The sequence below is a fragment of the Nocardioides taihuensis genome (genome assembly GCF_042657275.1).
GTDB lineage: Bacteria > Actinomycetota > Actinomycetes > Propionibacteriales > Nocardioidaceae > Nocardioides > Nocardioides taihuensis.
Genome location: NZ_JBHSKD010000009.1, coordinates 185,966 through 201,283 on the forward strand (window position 1 = coordinate 185,966; position 15,318 = coordinate 201,283).

Below are 15,318 nucleotides of genomic sequence, written 5' to 3' on the forward strand. Positions count from 1 at the left end.
CGCACGTCGCGCGCCGGGCACGGTGGACCCGTCACCGCGGACACCCCGGCGCCGCGGGCGAGGCACGGGAGGCACACCCATGGACCCCAGGGTCACCGAGATCTACGGCCAGGACCCCCACGGCGTCGGCTGGTGGGTCGCCTTCCTCACCGTGGCCGTGGTGCTCACGTTCGTCCTGATCGGAATCTTCCTGATCGGCGTCACCAAGGCGTACGAGACCTCGGACGACGAGGCTCCCGCGCCCGAGCCGGTCCCCCTCGACGGCCCGGACGACGCGGCCGCCCCGGCCGCCGTCGGAGCCGGGGCCGACACACACCTGACCGGCGTCGGCTGACCTCCTGCCGCCTCCGCGTGACCGGCGACGCAGCGCCGGCCGTCCCCGGTCACGGGCTAGAGTCGAAGGGCCGGGCGTGCCCCCCATGAACCGCCCGGCAGTGCCCGCCCTCCGCGAGGAGGGCGGGCACACCTGCGTCAGGAGGTCGTCGGGCCTGTGGTCCCCGCGGGGTCGTCGGGAGCGCCGGGCGTGCTCGATCCCGTGCCGGCCAGCTCGGCGGTCGGCTCGTCGTCCGCCGACCCTGCGGGGCGCACCTCGAGCGGCAGCGTGTCCTCCCGTCCCTCGTCCAGCTCCTCGGCAAGCGCCTCGGCCTCGCCGGGCGGCGTGGCCAGGAACTCCAGGACCGCGAGGACGACGAGGACCGCGATGGTGATGCCAACGACAGTCCAGCCGGTCGGCCGGGTCCACGACATGAGCAGCACGCCGGCGAGGACGAGCACTCCGGTCACCAGCAGCCGCCGGTGGGCGTGCAGCCAGGTGCCGAAGCCGCCGGTCCGGAAGCCGGCCCTGGCCGCGCTGCGGCGGGCGGCGCCGATCCCGCCGGCGAGCGTGTGGCGGGTGCGCACGGCGCCGCTCGACGGGCCGGTGACGAAAGCGGCCAGCCCGAGCACGAGGAAGAGCACACCGACGTACCGCAGCCCGGAGCGCAGGAACCGCACCAGCTCGTCGAAGACGTTGCCGGCCGTCTCGGGGGTCAGGATCCCCGCAGGTGTCGACTCGACGTAGAGGACCCGCACCAGGGTGAGCAGGGCGCCGACGACGACGACCGACGCGACGATGCCGAACGAGCCCCGCAGCAGCGCGCGGCGCCGGTCCCCGGCGAGCGCGATGCCGGCCGCCAGCAGGACGAGCGCGAGGATGGGCAGCCAGACGCCCAGGGTGTTGAGCACCCGGTACGCCAGCTGCATGTCGGAGATCGAGGAGCTCTCGACGAGCACGAAGCTCCGGTCGATGGCCGGCAGGTTCTGCGCGATCGTGAAGCCCTGGTCGACGAGGCGCTGCTTGACCTTCTCGATGATGGGGGCGAGGTTGAGCGTGATCTGGTCGCCCTGCGCCGACAGCGCGCCGCTCTGGTCACCGGAGAGCAGGGCCACCACCTGCTCGTGGGCCGTGCGGTTCACCTCGTTCCAGACGACCTGGAACTCCGGGCTGGCGACGAACTTGGCGACCTGGTCGTGGGTGAAGCTCTCGATGCCGGAGGTGAGCGGCACCGCCAGGCCCGGGGCGAGGGCCGCCACGCTGGGTGGCACCCGGTCGCCCGAGGCCAGGGTCGTGAGCAGCTGCTCGGTGACCTCCTGGACCTGGAGCTTCTCCATGATCGCCGTGGTCACCTCGTCGGTGATGGCGGCCTGGACGCCCGGGTCCTCGGCGATGGGGGCCATGGTCGCGACGTAGCGGTCGGTGTCGGAGATCTGGTTGCTCGCCCAGACCGACACGACCGACAGCGGGGCCAGCACGATCGCGAGGATGATCAGCACGGCCGACGCCGTGCTGCGGATGCGGTGCCGGTCGTGGGTGCCGTGCCGCTCGGTCCGGGCGACGTCCGCCTCGAGCTCGGCCACGCGGGCGCGCAGCTGCGCGACCTCGTCCGTGCTGGTCGGGGTGGTCGGCTCGTCCTGGCTCATGGGTCCTCCTTGCGCTACCACGTCCTGCCCACTGTCGGGCGGCGCGGGCCGGCCCGCCTCATGCGCACCGGATGAGCCGTGCCCTCTCAGACGACCTGGCCGTCCGCGTCTCCTTCGGTGTCCGTCTCCGGGGCGCCCTTGTCGCCGTAGCCCGGCGGCGGCATGAACGAGGCAGGTCCGGTGATCACCCGCAGCGCGGTGCCGAGGTAGATCAGGTTGAAGAGCATGTGGACGGTGACGAAGAGCCTCGCCGCGTTGCCGGTGGCGTGGATGTCGCCGAAGCCGACCGTCGAGACCACGGTGACCGAGAAGTAGAGGGCGTCGGTGCGGTTCTTGATGCCGTCCATCTCGCCGGTCATCTCCGTGCCGAACCAGGCGTAGACGATCGCACACGTCAGCACCAGCGTGTAGAGCGCCGTCAGCAGCCACTGGATCCGCAGGTAGCGGCTGTAGGTCACCCGCCTGCTGTAGCGCACGTTCAGCCGGAACAACCAGGCCACGAGCCCGAGCGCCACGAGTGACAGGACCAGCTTGCCGAAGGAGAGCGGGTCGTTGCGCGCGTAGCGGAACGGCAGGATGAAGTAGGCCACGGTGAAGAGCCCGATCATCGCCGTCGTGTTGATCAGCGTCTTGCCGATCGGGTCCTCCAAGAGCGGCGGCAGCTCGTCCCGGGCCATGGGGAGAGCCTGCGGTCGCCGCGCCCGCGTCACGTCATCCTGCGGGGATGAACCTCCGCCGACGCACGCGACCCCGGACGTCGTGCGACGTCCGGGGTCGTGGGGCCGGCGCTCCGGCCCGGGTCAAGCAGTGCTCAGGAGAGCGCCTTGGCCTTGAGCTGGTCGAACTCCGCCTGGGTGATCGAGCCGGCGTCGAGCAGGGCCTTGGCCTGCGCGATCTGGTCGGCCGGGCTGGCGCCGCCGCCGGCGACGCTCTTGATGTAGGCGTCCTGCTGGGCCTGCATCGCCTGCGCGCTCTTCACGTTGCGCTCGGCCATGCCGCCACCGCGCGCGATGAGGTAGATCAGCGCCGTCAGGAACGGCGCGAAGATCAGGAAGATGATCCACACCGCCTTCATCACCCCCGAGACCTCGTGGTCCCGGAAGAGATCCATGATGATCGAGAACATCACCATCAGGTACGCGATGAACGCGAAGCTGATGATGATGAACCAGATGACGTCCCCAAAGGACATTGCCGACTCCTTCTCGTTCTCGGGGCAGGGAGCCCCGTCGGGGGCAGTGTCCCACGGGCAGCCGGTGCGGCCGCCTCATCTCCCGCGGATGAGTCGTCAGGCGCCTGCGTGGCGGGGCTTCGCCCGCTTCCCGGGGGCTCCGTCGGCAGCGTCGTCGGTCCCGGCATCGTCGTTCTTCGCGGAGTCCTCCCCCGGCAACGGGCTCTGCAGCTCGTCGCTCCCCGAGACCAGTGGTCGCACCCACTGCGCGGCGGGGTCGACGTCGATCAGCAGTGCCTTCGCCAGCAGGCTGACCGGGATCGCGAGCAGGGCGCCGAGCGGCCCGAGGACCCACGCCCAGAAGATCAGCGAGACGAACGTGAGGCTCGCCGACATGCCGACCGTGTCACCGATGACGCGCGGCTGGATGAAGGTCTGGATCACGACGTTGATCAGGCAGTAGGCGACGATCACCGCGATCATCTTGTCGACCCCGCTGTCGAGCAGCGCGAGGATCGCCGGCGGCACCAGCCCGATCACGAAGCCGATGTTCGGGATGTAGTTGGTGATGAAGGCCAGCAGCCCCCACAGGATCGGCTCGGGCACGTCCATCACCCACAGCACGCCGGTGTCGATGACCGCCACGATCAGGCCGAAGACCGTCGTCACGACCAGGTACTGCCGCGTCCCGTGGGCGAACGACTCCAGCGCCACGACGACCTGCGGCCGCTGCGGGCGCAGGCCGCTCAGCCGGGCGGCGAAACCGGTGCCGTCGGCGACGAAGAAGAGCAGGAGTGCGCCGATCAGGAAGAGGTTGCTGGCGGCCGACAGCACGGCCGACAGCAGGCTCGCGACGAAGCCCGCCAGCTTGCTGGGGTCGAGCTTCGAGGTGATGTTCGAGGCCTGGTCGGAGCCCACGCCCGCACTCTTCATCCAGTCCTGGACGTCCTTGACGAGGGAGCTGAAGTCGTCGGAGTACTGCGGGATCAGTGCAGCGAACTTGACGCCGCAGTAGGCGACCGAGAGCGCCAGGGCCGCGAGGATGCCCCAGGCGGCCAGGATGGTGATCGTGGTGGCCAGCCACCCCGGCCACCGGTGCCGGCGCAGGACCCGTGCGAGCGGCTGCACCGCCACCGCGAGCACCAGCGCCAGCAGCGTGGGCGCCAGGATCGAGGCGATCTCCTTCACCCCGGCAATGGTGATCACCGCCAGCGAGACGCCGAGGGTGATCAGCATCCCCCGCGTGAGCCCGGCGCTCGCCGGCGGCACACCGGCCCGGTCGCTCATGCCCGCCCCGCCGGCTCGGTCTGCCCGTGCCACGCCTGCGCCATCACCACTCCGATCGGTCGGGATGCCTCGATCCTCAGCGGCACCCTCGCGGCGCGCGACCCGGCCCGGCATCACCCGGCAGGGATGAATGCGCGCTCAGTGCGCCTCGCCGGCACGGGGGACGAGCGCCCCCGGGTCCGACAGTCGACGGGGCAGCAGCCCGAGGTCCCAGGCCCGGCGTACCGCCTCGTTGCGCCGGGTGACCCCCAGCTTGCGCAGCAGGCTGCGCACGTGGCTGCGCACCGTGTTGACCGACACGAACATCGCCTCGGCGATCTCCTCGGTGGTGAGCAGCTCGGCGAGGTGGCCGAGCACCTCCCGCTCCTTGCGCGTCAGCGGCTCGAGGAGGTCGGAGCCGGCGTCCGCGACGACGGCGTCCGCACGCCCCAGCTGCTCGGGGTCGGGGACCCGCAGCCACCGGGTGGCTGGCGCGCCGGCCTCGGCGACGAGCGCGAGGACCTCGCCCTCGGCTTCGAGGAACGGCCGACGCATCTGCTCGCCGGCGGCCTTGCGCAGCGCCGTCGTGACGTGGTCGAGCGCCACACCCCGCTCGCCGCGGCGGCTCGCCTGGTCGGCGAGCAGGAGCAGCCACGCGACCTGGCGCTCGAGCGGCCAGGAGGCCAGACGCCGTCCCGACGGCGCCGGCAGGTCGGGGGTCCCGGGGCTGACCGCCCGCTGCACCCGCTGCCGCAAGGGCTCGAGGTCGGGGCCGGCCACGGACGGGTCGGCGAGGAGGGCCATCGCCTCCTCGGGGCAGTCCTCGGCCAGGCAGGCGAGCACCTGCTCGGCCACGAGGCACCGGACGAGCCAGTTGGTCGGACCGAGGCGAGCCGCGTCCGCGGCCGCGGCCCGCAGCCCGGCCCGGGCGAGCTCGTGGTCGCCGCGGGCGACGTCGAGCCGCCCGCGCACCAGCGCGAGCACGCCGCTGAGCAAGCGGGCGTCGAACCCGCCGCCTCCGGCCTGGGAGGCGTCCACCAGGTGCTCCACGTCGGACAGCGCGTACTCGTCCATCCGGACCCAGGCCAGCGCGACCGTCGCTGCCCGGCTGATGCCGACGTCCTCGGACCGCGCGAGCAGCCGGTGCGTGCTCTGCGCTGCGGCCCGGAGCCGCCCGGCCACGGCGGCCACGAGCGCCGCCATGCCCTGCAGCTCGGCGTGCAGCGCCGTGAGCCGGGCCCCCTCGGCGGCGCGCACGCCGTCCTCGAGGGCGCGTCCGGCCGCCGCCACGTCGCCCCGGAGCAGCAGGACGCGGGCCCGGGCACCGGCGACCAGGGCGACGAGGTCGCTGGGCACCTGCGTCTCCTCCTCCGCCGCCAACCGCAGCTCCGTGTCCGCGGCCATGGCCAGGTCGAGGGCAGCGTCCGCGTCGTCGCCGAGGCTTCCGGCGACGGCCGCGACGGCCGTGACCGCCAGTGACATGGCGCTGGTGGGCCCGGCGCCCTGGGCGGCCAGCCCCGTGCGGGCACGTTGCAGCTCGGCTGCGCAGGTGGCGAGGTCGTGGTCGGACAGGGCGAGGGAGGCCCGGACGACGGCCGGCCCCGGCCCGGACGCCTCGGTCGGCACGGCGGCGACGAGGCCCCGCAGTGTCGACGCCCGCTCCCCCACCAGGAGCGTGCCGACGCCGATCCGATCCACGAGCAGCTCGCACGCCAGCGTCCAGTCGTCGGCGTCCACGGCGTGCTGCACGGCAGCCACCGGTTCACCGTCGCGGGCGAGCCACTGGGCAGCGGCCCGGTGCAGCTCGACCTCGAGCTCGGGCTCCGCCCAGGACAGCTGGCTGCGCAGGAACTGCCGCAGCAGCGAGGGGTAGACGAAGCGACCGGGGCGTCCGGGCACGCGCTCGAGGAACGACGTGCCGCGGGCCAGGTCCTCGAGCACCCCGTCGTCGCACGGCGCGCCCGTGAGGGCGGCGGCGACCGGCGGGGTCACCTCGTCGACGATGCAGGTGCGGAGCAGGAACCGGGTCACGTCGGGCTCCTGGCGGGCCAGCACCTCGGTCATCAGGTAGGCGGCCACGTTGCCGGTGTCACCGCGGAAGTCCGCGAGCGCGGCGGACACGTCGTCCCGCTCGCGCAGCGCGATGGCAGCGAACCGCAGGCCGGCCGGCCAGCCGCCGGTGCGGTCGCGCAGGGTGGTCACGTCGGAGGGCGTCAGCTCCAGGCCGGTGCCCGCGAGGAAGGTGGCGGCCTCGGTCGCGGTCAGGACGAGGTCGGCGGCCCGGACCTCGGTGATGCTGCCGGCGAGCCGGTAGCGGTGCAGTGGCAGTGCGGGGTCGGTCCGCGTCAGGAGCACGAGCCGCAGCCGCCCCGCCGATGCCTGCAGCACCCGGTCCAACCCGGCGGCGACGGCGTCCGCGAGGTCGTGCTCGCCGCAGTCGATCACCCACGCGGTCGGGGTCTCGGCGCGCGCGACGGCGCGGGCGACCGCCTGCACGACCCGGGCGTCACTGGCCCCGGAGGGCGCCGTCACGCCGGAGAGATCGATCCCGGCGGTGCGCAGCGCCTCGAGCGCGGAGGTCCAGAAGACACGCGGCGTGGCGTGCTCCTCCCGCAGGGTCAGCACGGCCAGCGGGGGCGCGTCGGCGGCCCGTTGCTCCGCCCACAGGGCGACGGCGAGCGTCTTGCCGTAGCCGGCCGGAGCGCTGACCAGGGTCAGCGCGCCCCGGGTCCCGCGCTCGATGCGGTCGCTCAAGCGGCGGCGGACCACGGCGTCCGGTGGGACGACGGGCAGCCGCGACCCTCCGGCGGCGCCGGTCCGCGGGCTCCGGGTGGTGCCGGAGTCCCTCCGTGCGGTCCTGCTCCTCCGTGCCGTGGTGGTGCTCGTGCTCGTGGGCATGGACGCCCTTTCCCTCGACGAGAACGACCTGCCTGCCCCCCACGTCACAGTTGAGCGGACGCAGCGCTCGGGCGCCAATGACCTTAGTCCTCTTTCACAGAGACTTCACGCCTGCTTTCACCCCTGCGGGATGACGCGGAGGGGTGGAGCGGCCAGCACTGTCGGTCCTGTCAGCGTCGTGCCGAGCGGAGGACGGATGCACCGGGCCATGTACGAGATCCGCGTCGAGGGTGACGTCCCCGAGCAGGACCTCCGCGACCTCGGCGCCGTCAGCGCGGGCCCGGAGCGGGTGAGCACCCTGCTCTACGGGATCGAGGACGAGGCGGCGCTCTACGGCCTCCTGGCCAGGCTGCGCTCACTCGGCATCGAGGTGCTCGAGGTGCGCCGGCTGCCCGAGCAGGCGGACGACCCCGGCGACCCCCCGGAGGCGACCGGTGGCCACGACTGAGCCCCGCACGGCGAGCCCGCCGGCCCGGCCGACACGCACCCGCTACGCGGTGGAGCTGCCCGGCCGGTTGAGCCCGTCACTGCTCTGCTCGCTCACCCGCGACGTCACCCGCGACTCCGAGGTGCGCAGCCTCGTCGAGAGCGTCTTCGTGCTTCCTGAGGCCGACCTCTCCGAAGTGGCCGCGCGACTCCACGACCACGGTCTGGTCGTGCTCGGCATCCGCAAGCTGACCACCGCACAGCACCGCGACCGGCACCCCACCGGAGAGGAACAGCCATGACCAACTACTCCGACCCGCTCCCCCCGATCCCGGAGGCCGGCGCCCGCGGGACGTCAGGCTGGGTCGGCTGGGTGGCGTTCGCCGGCTTCATGCTCGTCCTGATGGGCACCTTCTCGGTGATGAACGGCCTGACGGCCATCTTCCGCGAGGAGACCCTGCGCGTGCGCAAGGACAACCTCGCCCTGCCCGCCGACTACACGACGTGGGGCTGGATCCACATCATCATCGGGATCGTGGTCATCCTGGCCGGGCTCGGCTGCTTCGCGGGCAAGGTGTGGGCGCGCACGGTCGGCGTGGTCGTGGCCCTGATCACCGCGACGCTCAACATCTTCTACCTCGTCGCGACGCCGTTCCTGTCGGCCGGGCTGATCTTCCTCGCCTTCATCTGCTGCCTGGCCCTGACCGTGCACGGCTCCGAGATCAGGCCGGAGGGTCGCTGACCGCCGCCCGCCGCTCGTCGCGGCGGCGGTAGACCTCCATCACCGTGTCGGGGCTGCCACCGAACCGCACCTCCGAGGCCATGTAGCGCATCGGGTCACGCACGTGGCGGAAGAAGGTCTGGTAGCTCGGGCAGAGGTAGTTCAGCCCGGGCTCGCCGTCGGCGGTGCTGGTGAAGCGGTCCTTGGGGCACCCGCCGTGGCACACGGACCGCACGTCGCAGCCGCGGCACTGGGCGGGCAGCGCGTCCCGCTTCGCCCGGCCGAAGGCCACCTGCTCGGGTGAGGCCACCAGCTCGAGCAGGTGATGCTCGGCGATGTTGCCCAGCAGGTGCTCGGGGTCGACGAAGTGGTCGCAGGAGTAGACGTCGCCGTTGTGCTCGAGGGCCACGGCCGTGCCGCACGTCGCGCTGTGCACGCACAACGAGCCGGGCACTCCCACGACCCCGGCCAGGGTCGAGTCGAACATCTGGACGAACACCTGCCCGACGTCGCGTCGTACCCACTCCTCGAAGACGTCGACGAGGAATCGTCCGTACCCCTCGGGGGAGACCGAGCGCCCGGTCACGGTGTCGCCCTCCGGAACCCCGCCGGGCGACGGCCGCTCGACGATCGGGATCAGCTGCACGTGCTCGGCGCCGAGGGTGTCGCGGAGGTAGCGGTAGACCTCGAGCCCGTGGGCCTCGTTGGCGTGGTGCACCGTGGTCAGCGCGTTCCAGCGGACGCCGTGCGCCTGCAGCCGCTCCAGCCCGCGGACCACCCGGTGGTGGGTCGGCTTGCCCCCCTTGTCGACGCGGTAGGCGTCGTGCAGCTCGGCCGGACCGTCGATCGACACGCCCACCAGCACGTCGTGCTCGGCGAGGAACGCGGCCCACTCGTCGTCGATCAGCGTGGCGTTGGTCTGGAGCGCGTGGTCCACCAGCTGGTCCGGTGCCTTGAGCTCCTCGACCAGCGCCATCGCGCGGCGGAAGAAGGGCAGCCCCATCATCGTCGGCTCGCCGCCCTGCCAGGCGACGGTCACCTCCGGGGTGCGGTGTCCCTCGAGGAGCTGGCGGAGGTACTCGGCCAGCAGGTCGTCCCCCATGCGGAACGAGCTGCCCGGGTAGAGCTCCTCCTTGCTCAGGAAGAAGCAGTAGGAGCAGTCGAGGTTGCAGATCGCGCCGGTCGGCTTGGCCAGCACGTGGAACGAGGGCGGACCCACCGGCCCTCGGTCGCCGCGGGGCAGCTCGGGGCGTCGTCCCGGCAGCCCCAGGTCGACGGTCGTCATCGCGCCTCCTCCGCTCGCCGGCCCCCACGGTCCCAACCGACCGCCCGTCGCGGCTTCACCCCCGGCGGATGATGACGCCCCCCGCGCCGCCGGGTGAGGTGGGCACAGCGGGAGGACCCGGGCGGAGGCCGCGGGAGCGCCCTGACCCGAAGGAGAGTGGAACATGACCGAGGACGACGTGTACGGCCCCGTGGACTTCGTGCTCATGGAGTTCGAGGGGGACAGGCTCACCGGCCGCGGCGCCGTCGAGATCCTCGACCTCGTGGACCGCGGCATCGTCCGCATCTACGACATCGCGGTGATCGGCAAGACCGACGACGGTGAGGTGTACGCGGTCGACCTCGCCCAGGAGGCCGTCGCCGCCGAGCTGGGCGACTTCGGTGAACTCGTCGGAGCCCGCTCCGGCCTGCTGGGCGACGAGGACGTCGCCGAGGCCGCCAACGCCATGGAGCCCGGCCGGCTGGCCGTGCTGATCGTCTTCGAGAACACCTGGGCGGTCCCGTTCATCCGCGCCGTCCGCGCGTCCGGAGGCGAACTCATCGCCAGTGCCCGGATCCCCGCCCAGGACGTCATGGACGCCATGGACGCCCTCGACCAGCTGTCCCCGATCTGAGAAGGAGAGCACGATGCCAGGACTGATCCGCGGAGTCGCCCGCACCGCTGTGGTGGCCGGGACCGCCACCGCCGTCAGCGGGCGCGTCCAGCGTCGGCAGGCGGAGAAGTACGCCGGGCGCGACGCCAACATCGCCGCGCAGCGCACAGAGGCGTACGAGGAGCAGATGTACGCCGACCAGCCGCCGCCGCAGCAGTACGCCGCTCCCCCGCCGCAGGCCGCCCCGGCACCGGACCCGATCGAGCAGCTCAAGCAGCTCGGCGAGCTGCACGCCAGCGGCGTGCTGACCGACGAGGAGTTCGCCCAGCAGAAGGCCAAGATCCTCGGCAGCTGAGCTCCCCCGGACACCGATCGGGCCCACCCGCAGCAGCAGGTGGGCCCGATCGTCGTACCAGGAGGTCCTGTCTCAGTGCAGGTACTTCATCTCACGGCCGTGGACCGTGACCGCCCAGATGACCAGGACGTCGACGGCGATCATGATCATCGACCAGATCGGGTAGGCCGACAGGAACGCGACGTTGATCACCGCGCTGCCCATTGCCAGGATCACGGCGACCACGCGGGCCCACATCTGGCCGGCCAGGAGTCCGGCTCCGGCCAGGACGACCACGATGCCCCAGATCAGGTGGAACCAGCCCCAGGTCGTGTAGTCGACCTGGACCAGCAGGCCCTCCTTGCCGACGAGGTAGTAGTCGTCCTTGAAGATGCCGACGAGGCCGGCGATGCCGTGGAAGATCCCCAGCAGCAGCATCATCACGCCGGCGAACGTGATCCAGCCGACCCAGCCGGTGGTCTCACCGTGCTCGGTGTTCGTACTCATGTGTGCTCCTCACTCGTGGACCAGATGAGCTCACGGTCCCGCGTCGCGCCCGTCCCCTGCCTCACCCGGGGCGGGTGATCTGTGCGGGGCCGCGGCAGCTGGTCTGGGCCGCCAGTCGTAGACGACGCTCGTGCGCAGGACGACGTCCTGGATGCTGCCGCGGCGGGGGTTGATCACGCACCACAGCAGACCCACCGGGAAGAAGATGCAGAAGGCGGCGCGCGCGGCCGCGATCACGAAGCGCGGTCTCCTCCCCTTGCGCCCGAGCACCCGCAGGCCCATCACGTGGTCGCCGTAGGTCCGCTGCGGGAACGCCCACGCGAACGTCAGGTACACGCCCGAGACCACCATGAAGACGGTCAGGGTGAAGGCGGGGCGGGGCTCGCTGAACGTGAAGCCCCGGGGGTCGAGGAAGAACTTGACACCGTTCCAGCCGAGGTAGCCGCCCACGATCACCACCACGACGACGGCCGAGTCGATGGTGTTCGCGACGAAGCGGGTGATCAGGCCGGCGGGCTCGCCCTGGAAGCCCCGGGCCTCCACCGGGACGGTGGTCAGCTCGTGGGGACCGGGTGTGCTCACGGCTGCTCCTCACGGGTGGCGGAGGGATCCCCGGGCGCCCCGTCGTGCGTGGCGCCTCGCAAGTCGTCGGGGGTCAGGTCGGCGGCCCGGTAGGCGCGCCGCCGCAGCCGGAACCTCTCGAGGGCGCGGTCGAGCGCGTCGTCGGCCGAGACGCCCTGCATGCGTACGCCCCGGACGGTCTCGGACGCCACCGACCCGGTGGACTCACGGATGATCTCGGGCAGGTCGATCTCGTCGATGATGCTCTCGGTGAGCCCGACGAGGTCGACCCGGTTGATCACGGCCTCGACGTCGACGGTCGCCACCAGCCCGTCGAGGTCGACCTGCTCGCGGACGATCCGGTTGAGGTCGAGGCGCTGCACGATCGAGTCGAGGTCGACGCCCGCGACGAGCGCGTCGATGTCGACGTAGCGGCCCACGGCAGCGGTCAGGTCGATCCGGCGCAGCATGGCGTCAGCGACGACCGGCACCAGCGCGTCGAGCAGGCGCGAGACCTCCCGGCCGATCGCGGTGCGTCGCAGGTCCCCGCGGTGGGTCGCCCGGGCCAGCAGCGTGGCCGGCTGGTAGCGCGGGTGCAGCAGCGGCGGACGCAGGGCGAGACCGGCCACCGGCCGCGCGACCGGCGCCAGGGCAGAGCCCACCCGTCGTCCGACGGCCTCACCCGTCGAGAGGGCCGAGGCGGCGACTCCGAGCCCCAGGTCGAGGACCGCCACCAGCGTGGCGGCAGCAGGATCCGGCCCGCGTTCCTCGGGGAGGCGCTCGAGCTCGGTCGAACCGGTCACGGGGCCATCCTGCACCTCGGCGGCGCTCCCGGTCGCGGATTCCCGGTCAGGCATCCGTCTCCACCTCCCCGCGGTCGCGGGCGACCTCCTCGGCCGGCGGGCCGGTCAGCGACCACCGCTCGCGCAGGCGCGCGGCCCACGGTTGGTCACTCCGGTCGAACTCGCTGCAGACGACCGTGGCCACGACGAGGATGAACGACAGCGCCAGCAGCCAGCTGACGAGCGCGAGGGTGAGGCCGAAGAGTCCGTAGCGCTCGGTGTAGCGGGCCATCAGTGCCGGCATGTAGACCGAGCTCGCCGCGCCGTAGGCCGTGACGGCGGCCGAGGTCAGCACCCCGGTCGGCAGCAGCCGGCGCCACGCGAGTCGGCGGCTCAGCATCAGCCACGGGACCGTCGCCCACAGCAGCACGCCCGCCAGCGCGGACGCGACGCCCGCGACCAGCCCCTCGAGCGGGGCGCCCTTGACCAGCGCCCGGGCGAAGAACAGCACCGAGACCTCGGCGAGGAGCACGGCGAGCGCCACGAAGGCCGGCAGCGACCCACGCACCCCCGGCTCGCGCCCCATCCGCCAGGCGCCCAGGTACATCCGTTGCAAGCGACGGGTCAGCGACAACGCGGAGAAGAGCAGCAGCGCCACGCTCATCACGCCGATGCTCGCGTGCCCCGGGTTCGCGAACAGCTGCTGCACCCCCTCGGCAGCGGAGCCGCGCAGCCGGAACCGGCTGACGAAGCCGTCGGCGACCAGGGTCGAGCTCTCGACCGGCACCAGGGTCGAGACGAGGATGATCATCGGGATCAGCGCGGTGAACGCCTGGGAGGCGATCACCAGCCCGCGGTCGATCCCCTGCAGGTCCATGAACGCGCGCACGGAGCGCCCGAGGAAGGTGTCCTCGAAGTGCTCGACCCAGTGCGCCACGGTGGGTGGGGCGACCGGCGTTCCCCCGTCGCTGCGGCGCTGGGTCATCCCCGGCGTTCGCGGCGGCGGTCCACCCGGCGCCGGTGGCGTCGCAGGATGCCGAGGCCCAGCCAGACGATGGCGCCGAAGACCGCGACCACGATCGTGTACAGCCAGAGCGGCCAGGTGAAGCTCCAGGCCAGGAACTGGACCTCGACGTCCTGGGTGTTCTGGATCGCGAAGATCGCCAGCACACCCACGCCCGTCAGGCTGGCGATGGCGCCGGCTCCCATCCCGCCTCCGTCGGTGCCGCCCTCGGCCATGCCCGCCTCCTCGTGTCCAGCCCCGTGTCCAGCCCGGTCAGTGCGCCCAGCGTGGGGGCTCGGCGCCGGTGCTACCTCACCCCTGCGGGACGAGTCGCACACCGGCCCCGGCCCCCATGCTGGACCCGCGGCCGCCGGGCCGGGATCGGAGAGAGCGCCATGACCCACCTGTCCCTCGAGGAGCGCGCCGCGCGCGGACGCGCAGCCCGGGCGGAGGTTCCCGCCGACGCCCAGGCGGACGCCGTACCCACCCCCGACCGAGCCGACCCGGTGGCGGTTCTCGAGCAGCAGGGCAGCTCGCGGGTGCCGGACCTGCTGCCACTGCGGCATGCCCGGATGGCGGTCTCCGCCTTCACCTTCTACCGCGGCGCCGCCCGGCTGATGGCCCTCGATCTCGCCGGCCGGCCGACGTCGGGTCTCGGCGTGCAGGCCTGCGGTGACGCCCACCTGTCCAACTTCGGCATGTACGCGTCTCCGGAGCGCCGGCTGGTCTTCGACCTCAACGACTTCGACGAGACCCACCGCGGCCCGTGGGAGTGGGACCTGAAGCGACTCGTCACCAGCTTCGTCGTGGCGGCACGCGACAACGGCTCCACCCCGAAGCAGCAGCGGCGCGCGGCCCTCACCGTGGGGCTCGCCTACCAGGAGGCGATGGCGTCCTTCGCCGGGATGCGGACGCTCGACGTCTGGTACACGCGTATCGAGGTCGAGGAGCTCCTGGAGCGGCTGCGCTCGACCGTCAAGGCCGGCCGGATGAAGAAGGTGGACAAGAACATCGCCAAGGCGCGCTCGCGCGACAGCCTCAAGGCCTTCGGCAAGCTGGCCGAGGTGGTCGACGGCCGGATGCGGTTCCGTGCCGACCCGCCCCTCCTCGTCCCGGTCGAGGACCTGCTCCCCGACGGCGCCGTCCACGACCTCACCGCGCAGCTGACGGGCCTGGTCGGGGGCTACCGCCGCACCCTCTCCGCCGACCGCCGCCTGCTGCTCGACCGGTTCCGGCCCGAGGCGCTGGCGCGCAAGGTCGTCGGCGTCGGCAGCGTCGGCACCCGCTGCTGGGTGATGCTCCTGAGTGGTCGGGACGAGGACGACCCGCTGTTCCTCCAGATCAAGGAGGCCCAGGCCTCGGTGCTCGCCGACCTCGTGCCGGAGGAGTTCCGCGACGCCCACCTCGACCACCAGGAAGGAGAGCGGGTCGTGACCGGGCAGCGGATCACCCAGGCCACGAGCGACATCTTCCTGGGCTGGGACCGGCTGACCGGCATCGACGGCCAGGAGCGCGACTTCTACGTCCGCCAGCTGCGCGACATGAAGGGATCGGCGCTGGTCGAGGAGATGGAGCCCGCGGCTCTCGAGGTGTACGCCCGCCTGTGCGGCGGCGCGCTGGCCCGGGCCCACGCCCGGTCGGGCGACCCCGTCGCGATCGCGGCGTACCTCGGCGAGCCCGGCGACGAGGCCGTCGCCGAGGCGATGGTCGCCTTCGGCGAGTCCTACGCCGACCAGAACGCGCGTGACCACGCGGCGATGGTGGCCGCGATCGCGGACGGCCGGCTCCCGGCCGCCGAGGGCGTCTGACGGCT

The 15,318-nt window shown here is 72.6% G+C and carries 18 protein-coding genes; 7 read left to right on the plus strand and 11 right to left on the minus strand.

The window, feature by feature from the left end:
- The first annotated feature begins 79 nt into the window (after positions 1–79).
- On the plus strand, positions 80–334 hold the full coding sequence (locus ACFPGP_RS10400) for a hypothetical protein (protein ID WP_378589831.1): 255 nt from the start codon (positions 80–82) through the stop codon (positions 332–334).
- A 137-nt stretch (positions 335–471) separates the two neighbouring features.
- Here the strand turns inward: ACFPGP_RS10400 and ACFPGP_RS10405 are convergent, their stop codons facing one another.
- The 5 genes from ACFPGP_RS10405 to ACFPGP_RS10425 all read right to left on the minus strand — a co-directional run bounded on the left by ACFPGP_RS10405 (position 472) and on the right by ACFPGP_RS10425 (position 7,150).
- Positions 472–1,959 carry a hypothetical protein gene (locus ACFPGP_RS10405; protein WP_378589832.1) on the minus strand — a complete coding sequence of 496 codons (1,488 nt, stop codon included), beginning with the start codon at positions 1,957–1,959 and terminating at the stop codon, positions 472–474.
- Positions 1,960–2,045: 86 nt separating this feature from the next.
- The gene (locus ACFPGP_RS10410; RefSeq protein WP_378589834.1) at positions 2,046–2,636 is read right to left on the minus strand and encodes a potassium channel family protein; all 591 of its coding nucleotides are present in this window, start codon (positions 2,634–2,636) and stop codon (positions 2,046–2,048) included.
- Between the two features lie 134 nt (positions 2,637–2,770).
- On the minus strand, positions 2,771–3,151 hold the full coding sequence (locus ACFPGP_RS10415) for an SHOCT domain-containing protein (RefSeq protein WP_378589836.1): 381 nt from the start codon (positions 3,149–3,151) through the stop codon (positions 2,771–2,773).
- A 96-nt stretch (positions 3,152–3,247) separates the two neighbouring features.
- Positions 3,248–4,417, minus strand: coding sequence for an AI-2E family transporter (locus ACFPGP_RS10420; RefSeq protein ID WP_378589837.1), 1,170 nt, complete (start codon positions 4,415–4,417; stop codon positions 3,248–3,250).
- A gap of 138 nt (positions 4,418–4,555) precedes the next feature.
- Positions 4,556–7,150 carry a winged helix-turn-helix domain-containing protein gene (locus ACFPGP_RS10425; protein WP_378589839.1) on the minus strand — a complete coding sequence of 865 codons (2,595 nt, stop codon included), beginning with the start codon at positions 7,148–7,150 and terminating at the stop codon, positions 4,556–4,558.
- 322 nt (positions 7,151–7,472) lie between these two features.
- Between ACFPGP_RS10425 and ACFPGP_RS10430 the strand changes: the two genes are divergently transcribed.
- From ACFPGP_RS10430 to ACFPGP_RS10440, 3 genes are read left to right on the plus strand one after another with little or no spacing between them, the layout of a single operon-like run.
- On the plus strand, positions 7,473–7,742 hold the full coding sequence (locus ACFPGP_RS10430) for a hypothetical protein (protein ID WP_378589841.1): 270 nt from the start codon (positions 7,473–7,475) through the stop codon (positions 7,740–7,742).
- Positions 7,729–8,022 (plus strand): hypothetical protein, encoded by a 294-nt coding sequence (locus tag ACFPGP_RS10435; RefSeq protein ID WP_378589842.1) that lies wholly within the window; start codon positions 7,729–7,731, stop codon positions 8,020–8,022. Before ACFPGP_RS10430 ends, ACFPGP_RS10435 begins: the two co-directional genes overlap by 14 nt.
- Positions 8,019–8,462, plus strand: coding sequence for a DUF7144 family membrane protein (locus tag ACFPGP_RS10440; protein ID WP_378589843.1), 444 nt, complete (start codon positions 8,019–8,021; stop codon positions 8,460–8,462). Before ACFPGP_RS10435 ends, ACFPGP_RS10440 begins: the two co-directional genes overlap by 4 nt.
- On the opposite strand, the gene ACFPGP_RS10445 is transcribed toward ACFPGP_RS10440, so the two are convergent.
- Positions 8,443–9,726: an anaerobic sulfatase maturase gene (locus ACFPGP_RS10445; protein WP_378589844.1), complete on the minus strand. Its 1,284-nt coding sequence runs from the start codon at positions 9,724–9,726 to the stop codon at positions 8,443–8,445. The genes ACFPGP_RS10440 and ACFPGP_RS10445 overlap by 20 nt on opposite strands.
- A gap of 163 nt (positions 9,727–9,889) precedes the next feature.
- Here ACFPGP_RS10445 and ACFPGP_RS10450 point away from each other — a divergent pair, with 163 nt between their 5' ends.
- Positions 9,890–10,339 carry a DUF6325 family protein gene (locus ACFPGP_RS10450; RefSeq protein ID WP_378589845.1) on the plus strand — a complete coding sequence of 150 codons (450 nt, stop codon included), beginning with the start codon at positions 9,890–9,892 and terminating at the stop codon, positions 10,337–10,339.
- A 13-nt stretch (positions 10,340–10,352) separates the two neighbouring features.
- Entirely contained in the window at positions 10,353–10,673 is a 321-nt protein-coding gene (locus ACFPGP_RS10455) for an SHOCT domain-containing protein (RefSeq protein WP_378589847.1), read from the plus strand.
- A 72-nt stretch (positions 10,674–10,745) separates the two neighbouring features.
- Here the strand turns inward: ACFPGP_RS10455 and ACFPGP_RS10460 are convergent, their stop codons facing one another.
- From ACFPGP_RS10460 to ACFPGP_RS10480, 5 genes are read right to left on the minus strand one after another with little or no spacing between them, the layout of a single operon-like run.
- Entirely contained in the window at positions 10,746–11,159 is a 414-nt protein-coding gene (locus ACFPGP_RS10460) for a DUF7144 family membrane protein (protein ID WP_378589848.1), read from the minus strand.
- A gap of 30 nt (positions 11,160–11,189) precedes the next feature.
- Positions 11,190–11,741: an RDD family protein gene (locus ACFPGP_RS10465; protein WP_378589850.1), complete on the minus strand. Its 552-nt coding sequence runs from the start codon at positions 11,739–11,741 to the stop codon at positions 11,190–11,192.
- A complete protein-coding gene (locus tag ACFPGP_RS10470; RefSeq protein ID WP_378589851.1) occupies positions 11,738–12,523 on the minus strand; it encodes a hypothetical protein in 786 nt (261 codons plus the stop codon). Before ACFPGP_RS10470 ends, ACFPGP_RS10465 begins: the two co-directional genes overlap by 4 nt.
- A 46-nt stretch (positions 12,524–12,569) precedes the next feature.
- On the minus strand, positions 12,570–13,487 hold the full coding sequence (locus ACFPGP_RS10475; protein ID WP_378589853.1) for a YhjD/YihY/BrkB family envelope integrity protein: 918 nt from the start codon (positions 13,485–13,487) through the stop codon (positions 12,570–12,572).
- On the minus strand, positions 13,484–13,741 hold the full coding sequence (locus ACFPGP_RS10480; protein WP_378589854.1) for a lipopolysaccharide assembly protein LapA domain-containing protein: 258 nt from the start codon (positions 13,739–13,741) through the stop codon (positions 13,484–13,486). Before ACFPGP_RS10480 ends, ACFPGP_RS10475 begins: the two co-directional genes overlap by 4 nt.
- Positions 13,742–13,900: 159 nt before the next feature.
- Between ACFPGP_RS10480 and ACFPGP_RS10485 the strand changes: the two genes are divergently transcribed.
- Entirely contained in the window at positions 13,901–15,313 is a 1,413-nt protein-coding gene (locus ACFPGP_RS10485; RefSeq protein WP_378589856.1) for a DUF2252 domain-containing protein, read from the plus strand.
- Positions 15,314–15,318: the final 5 nt, after the last annotated feature.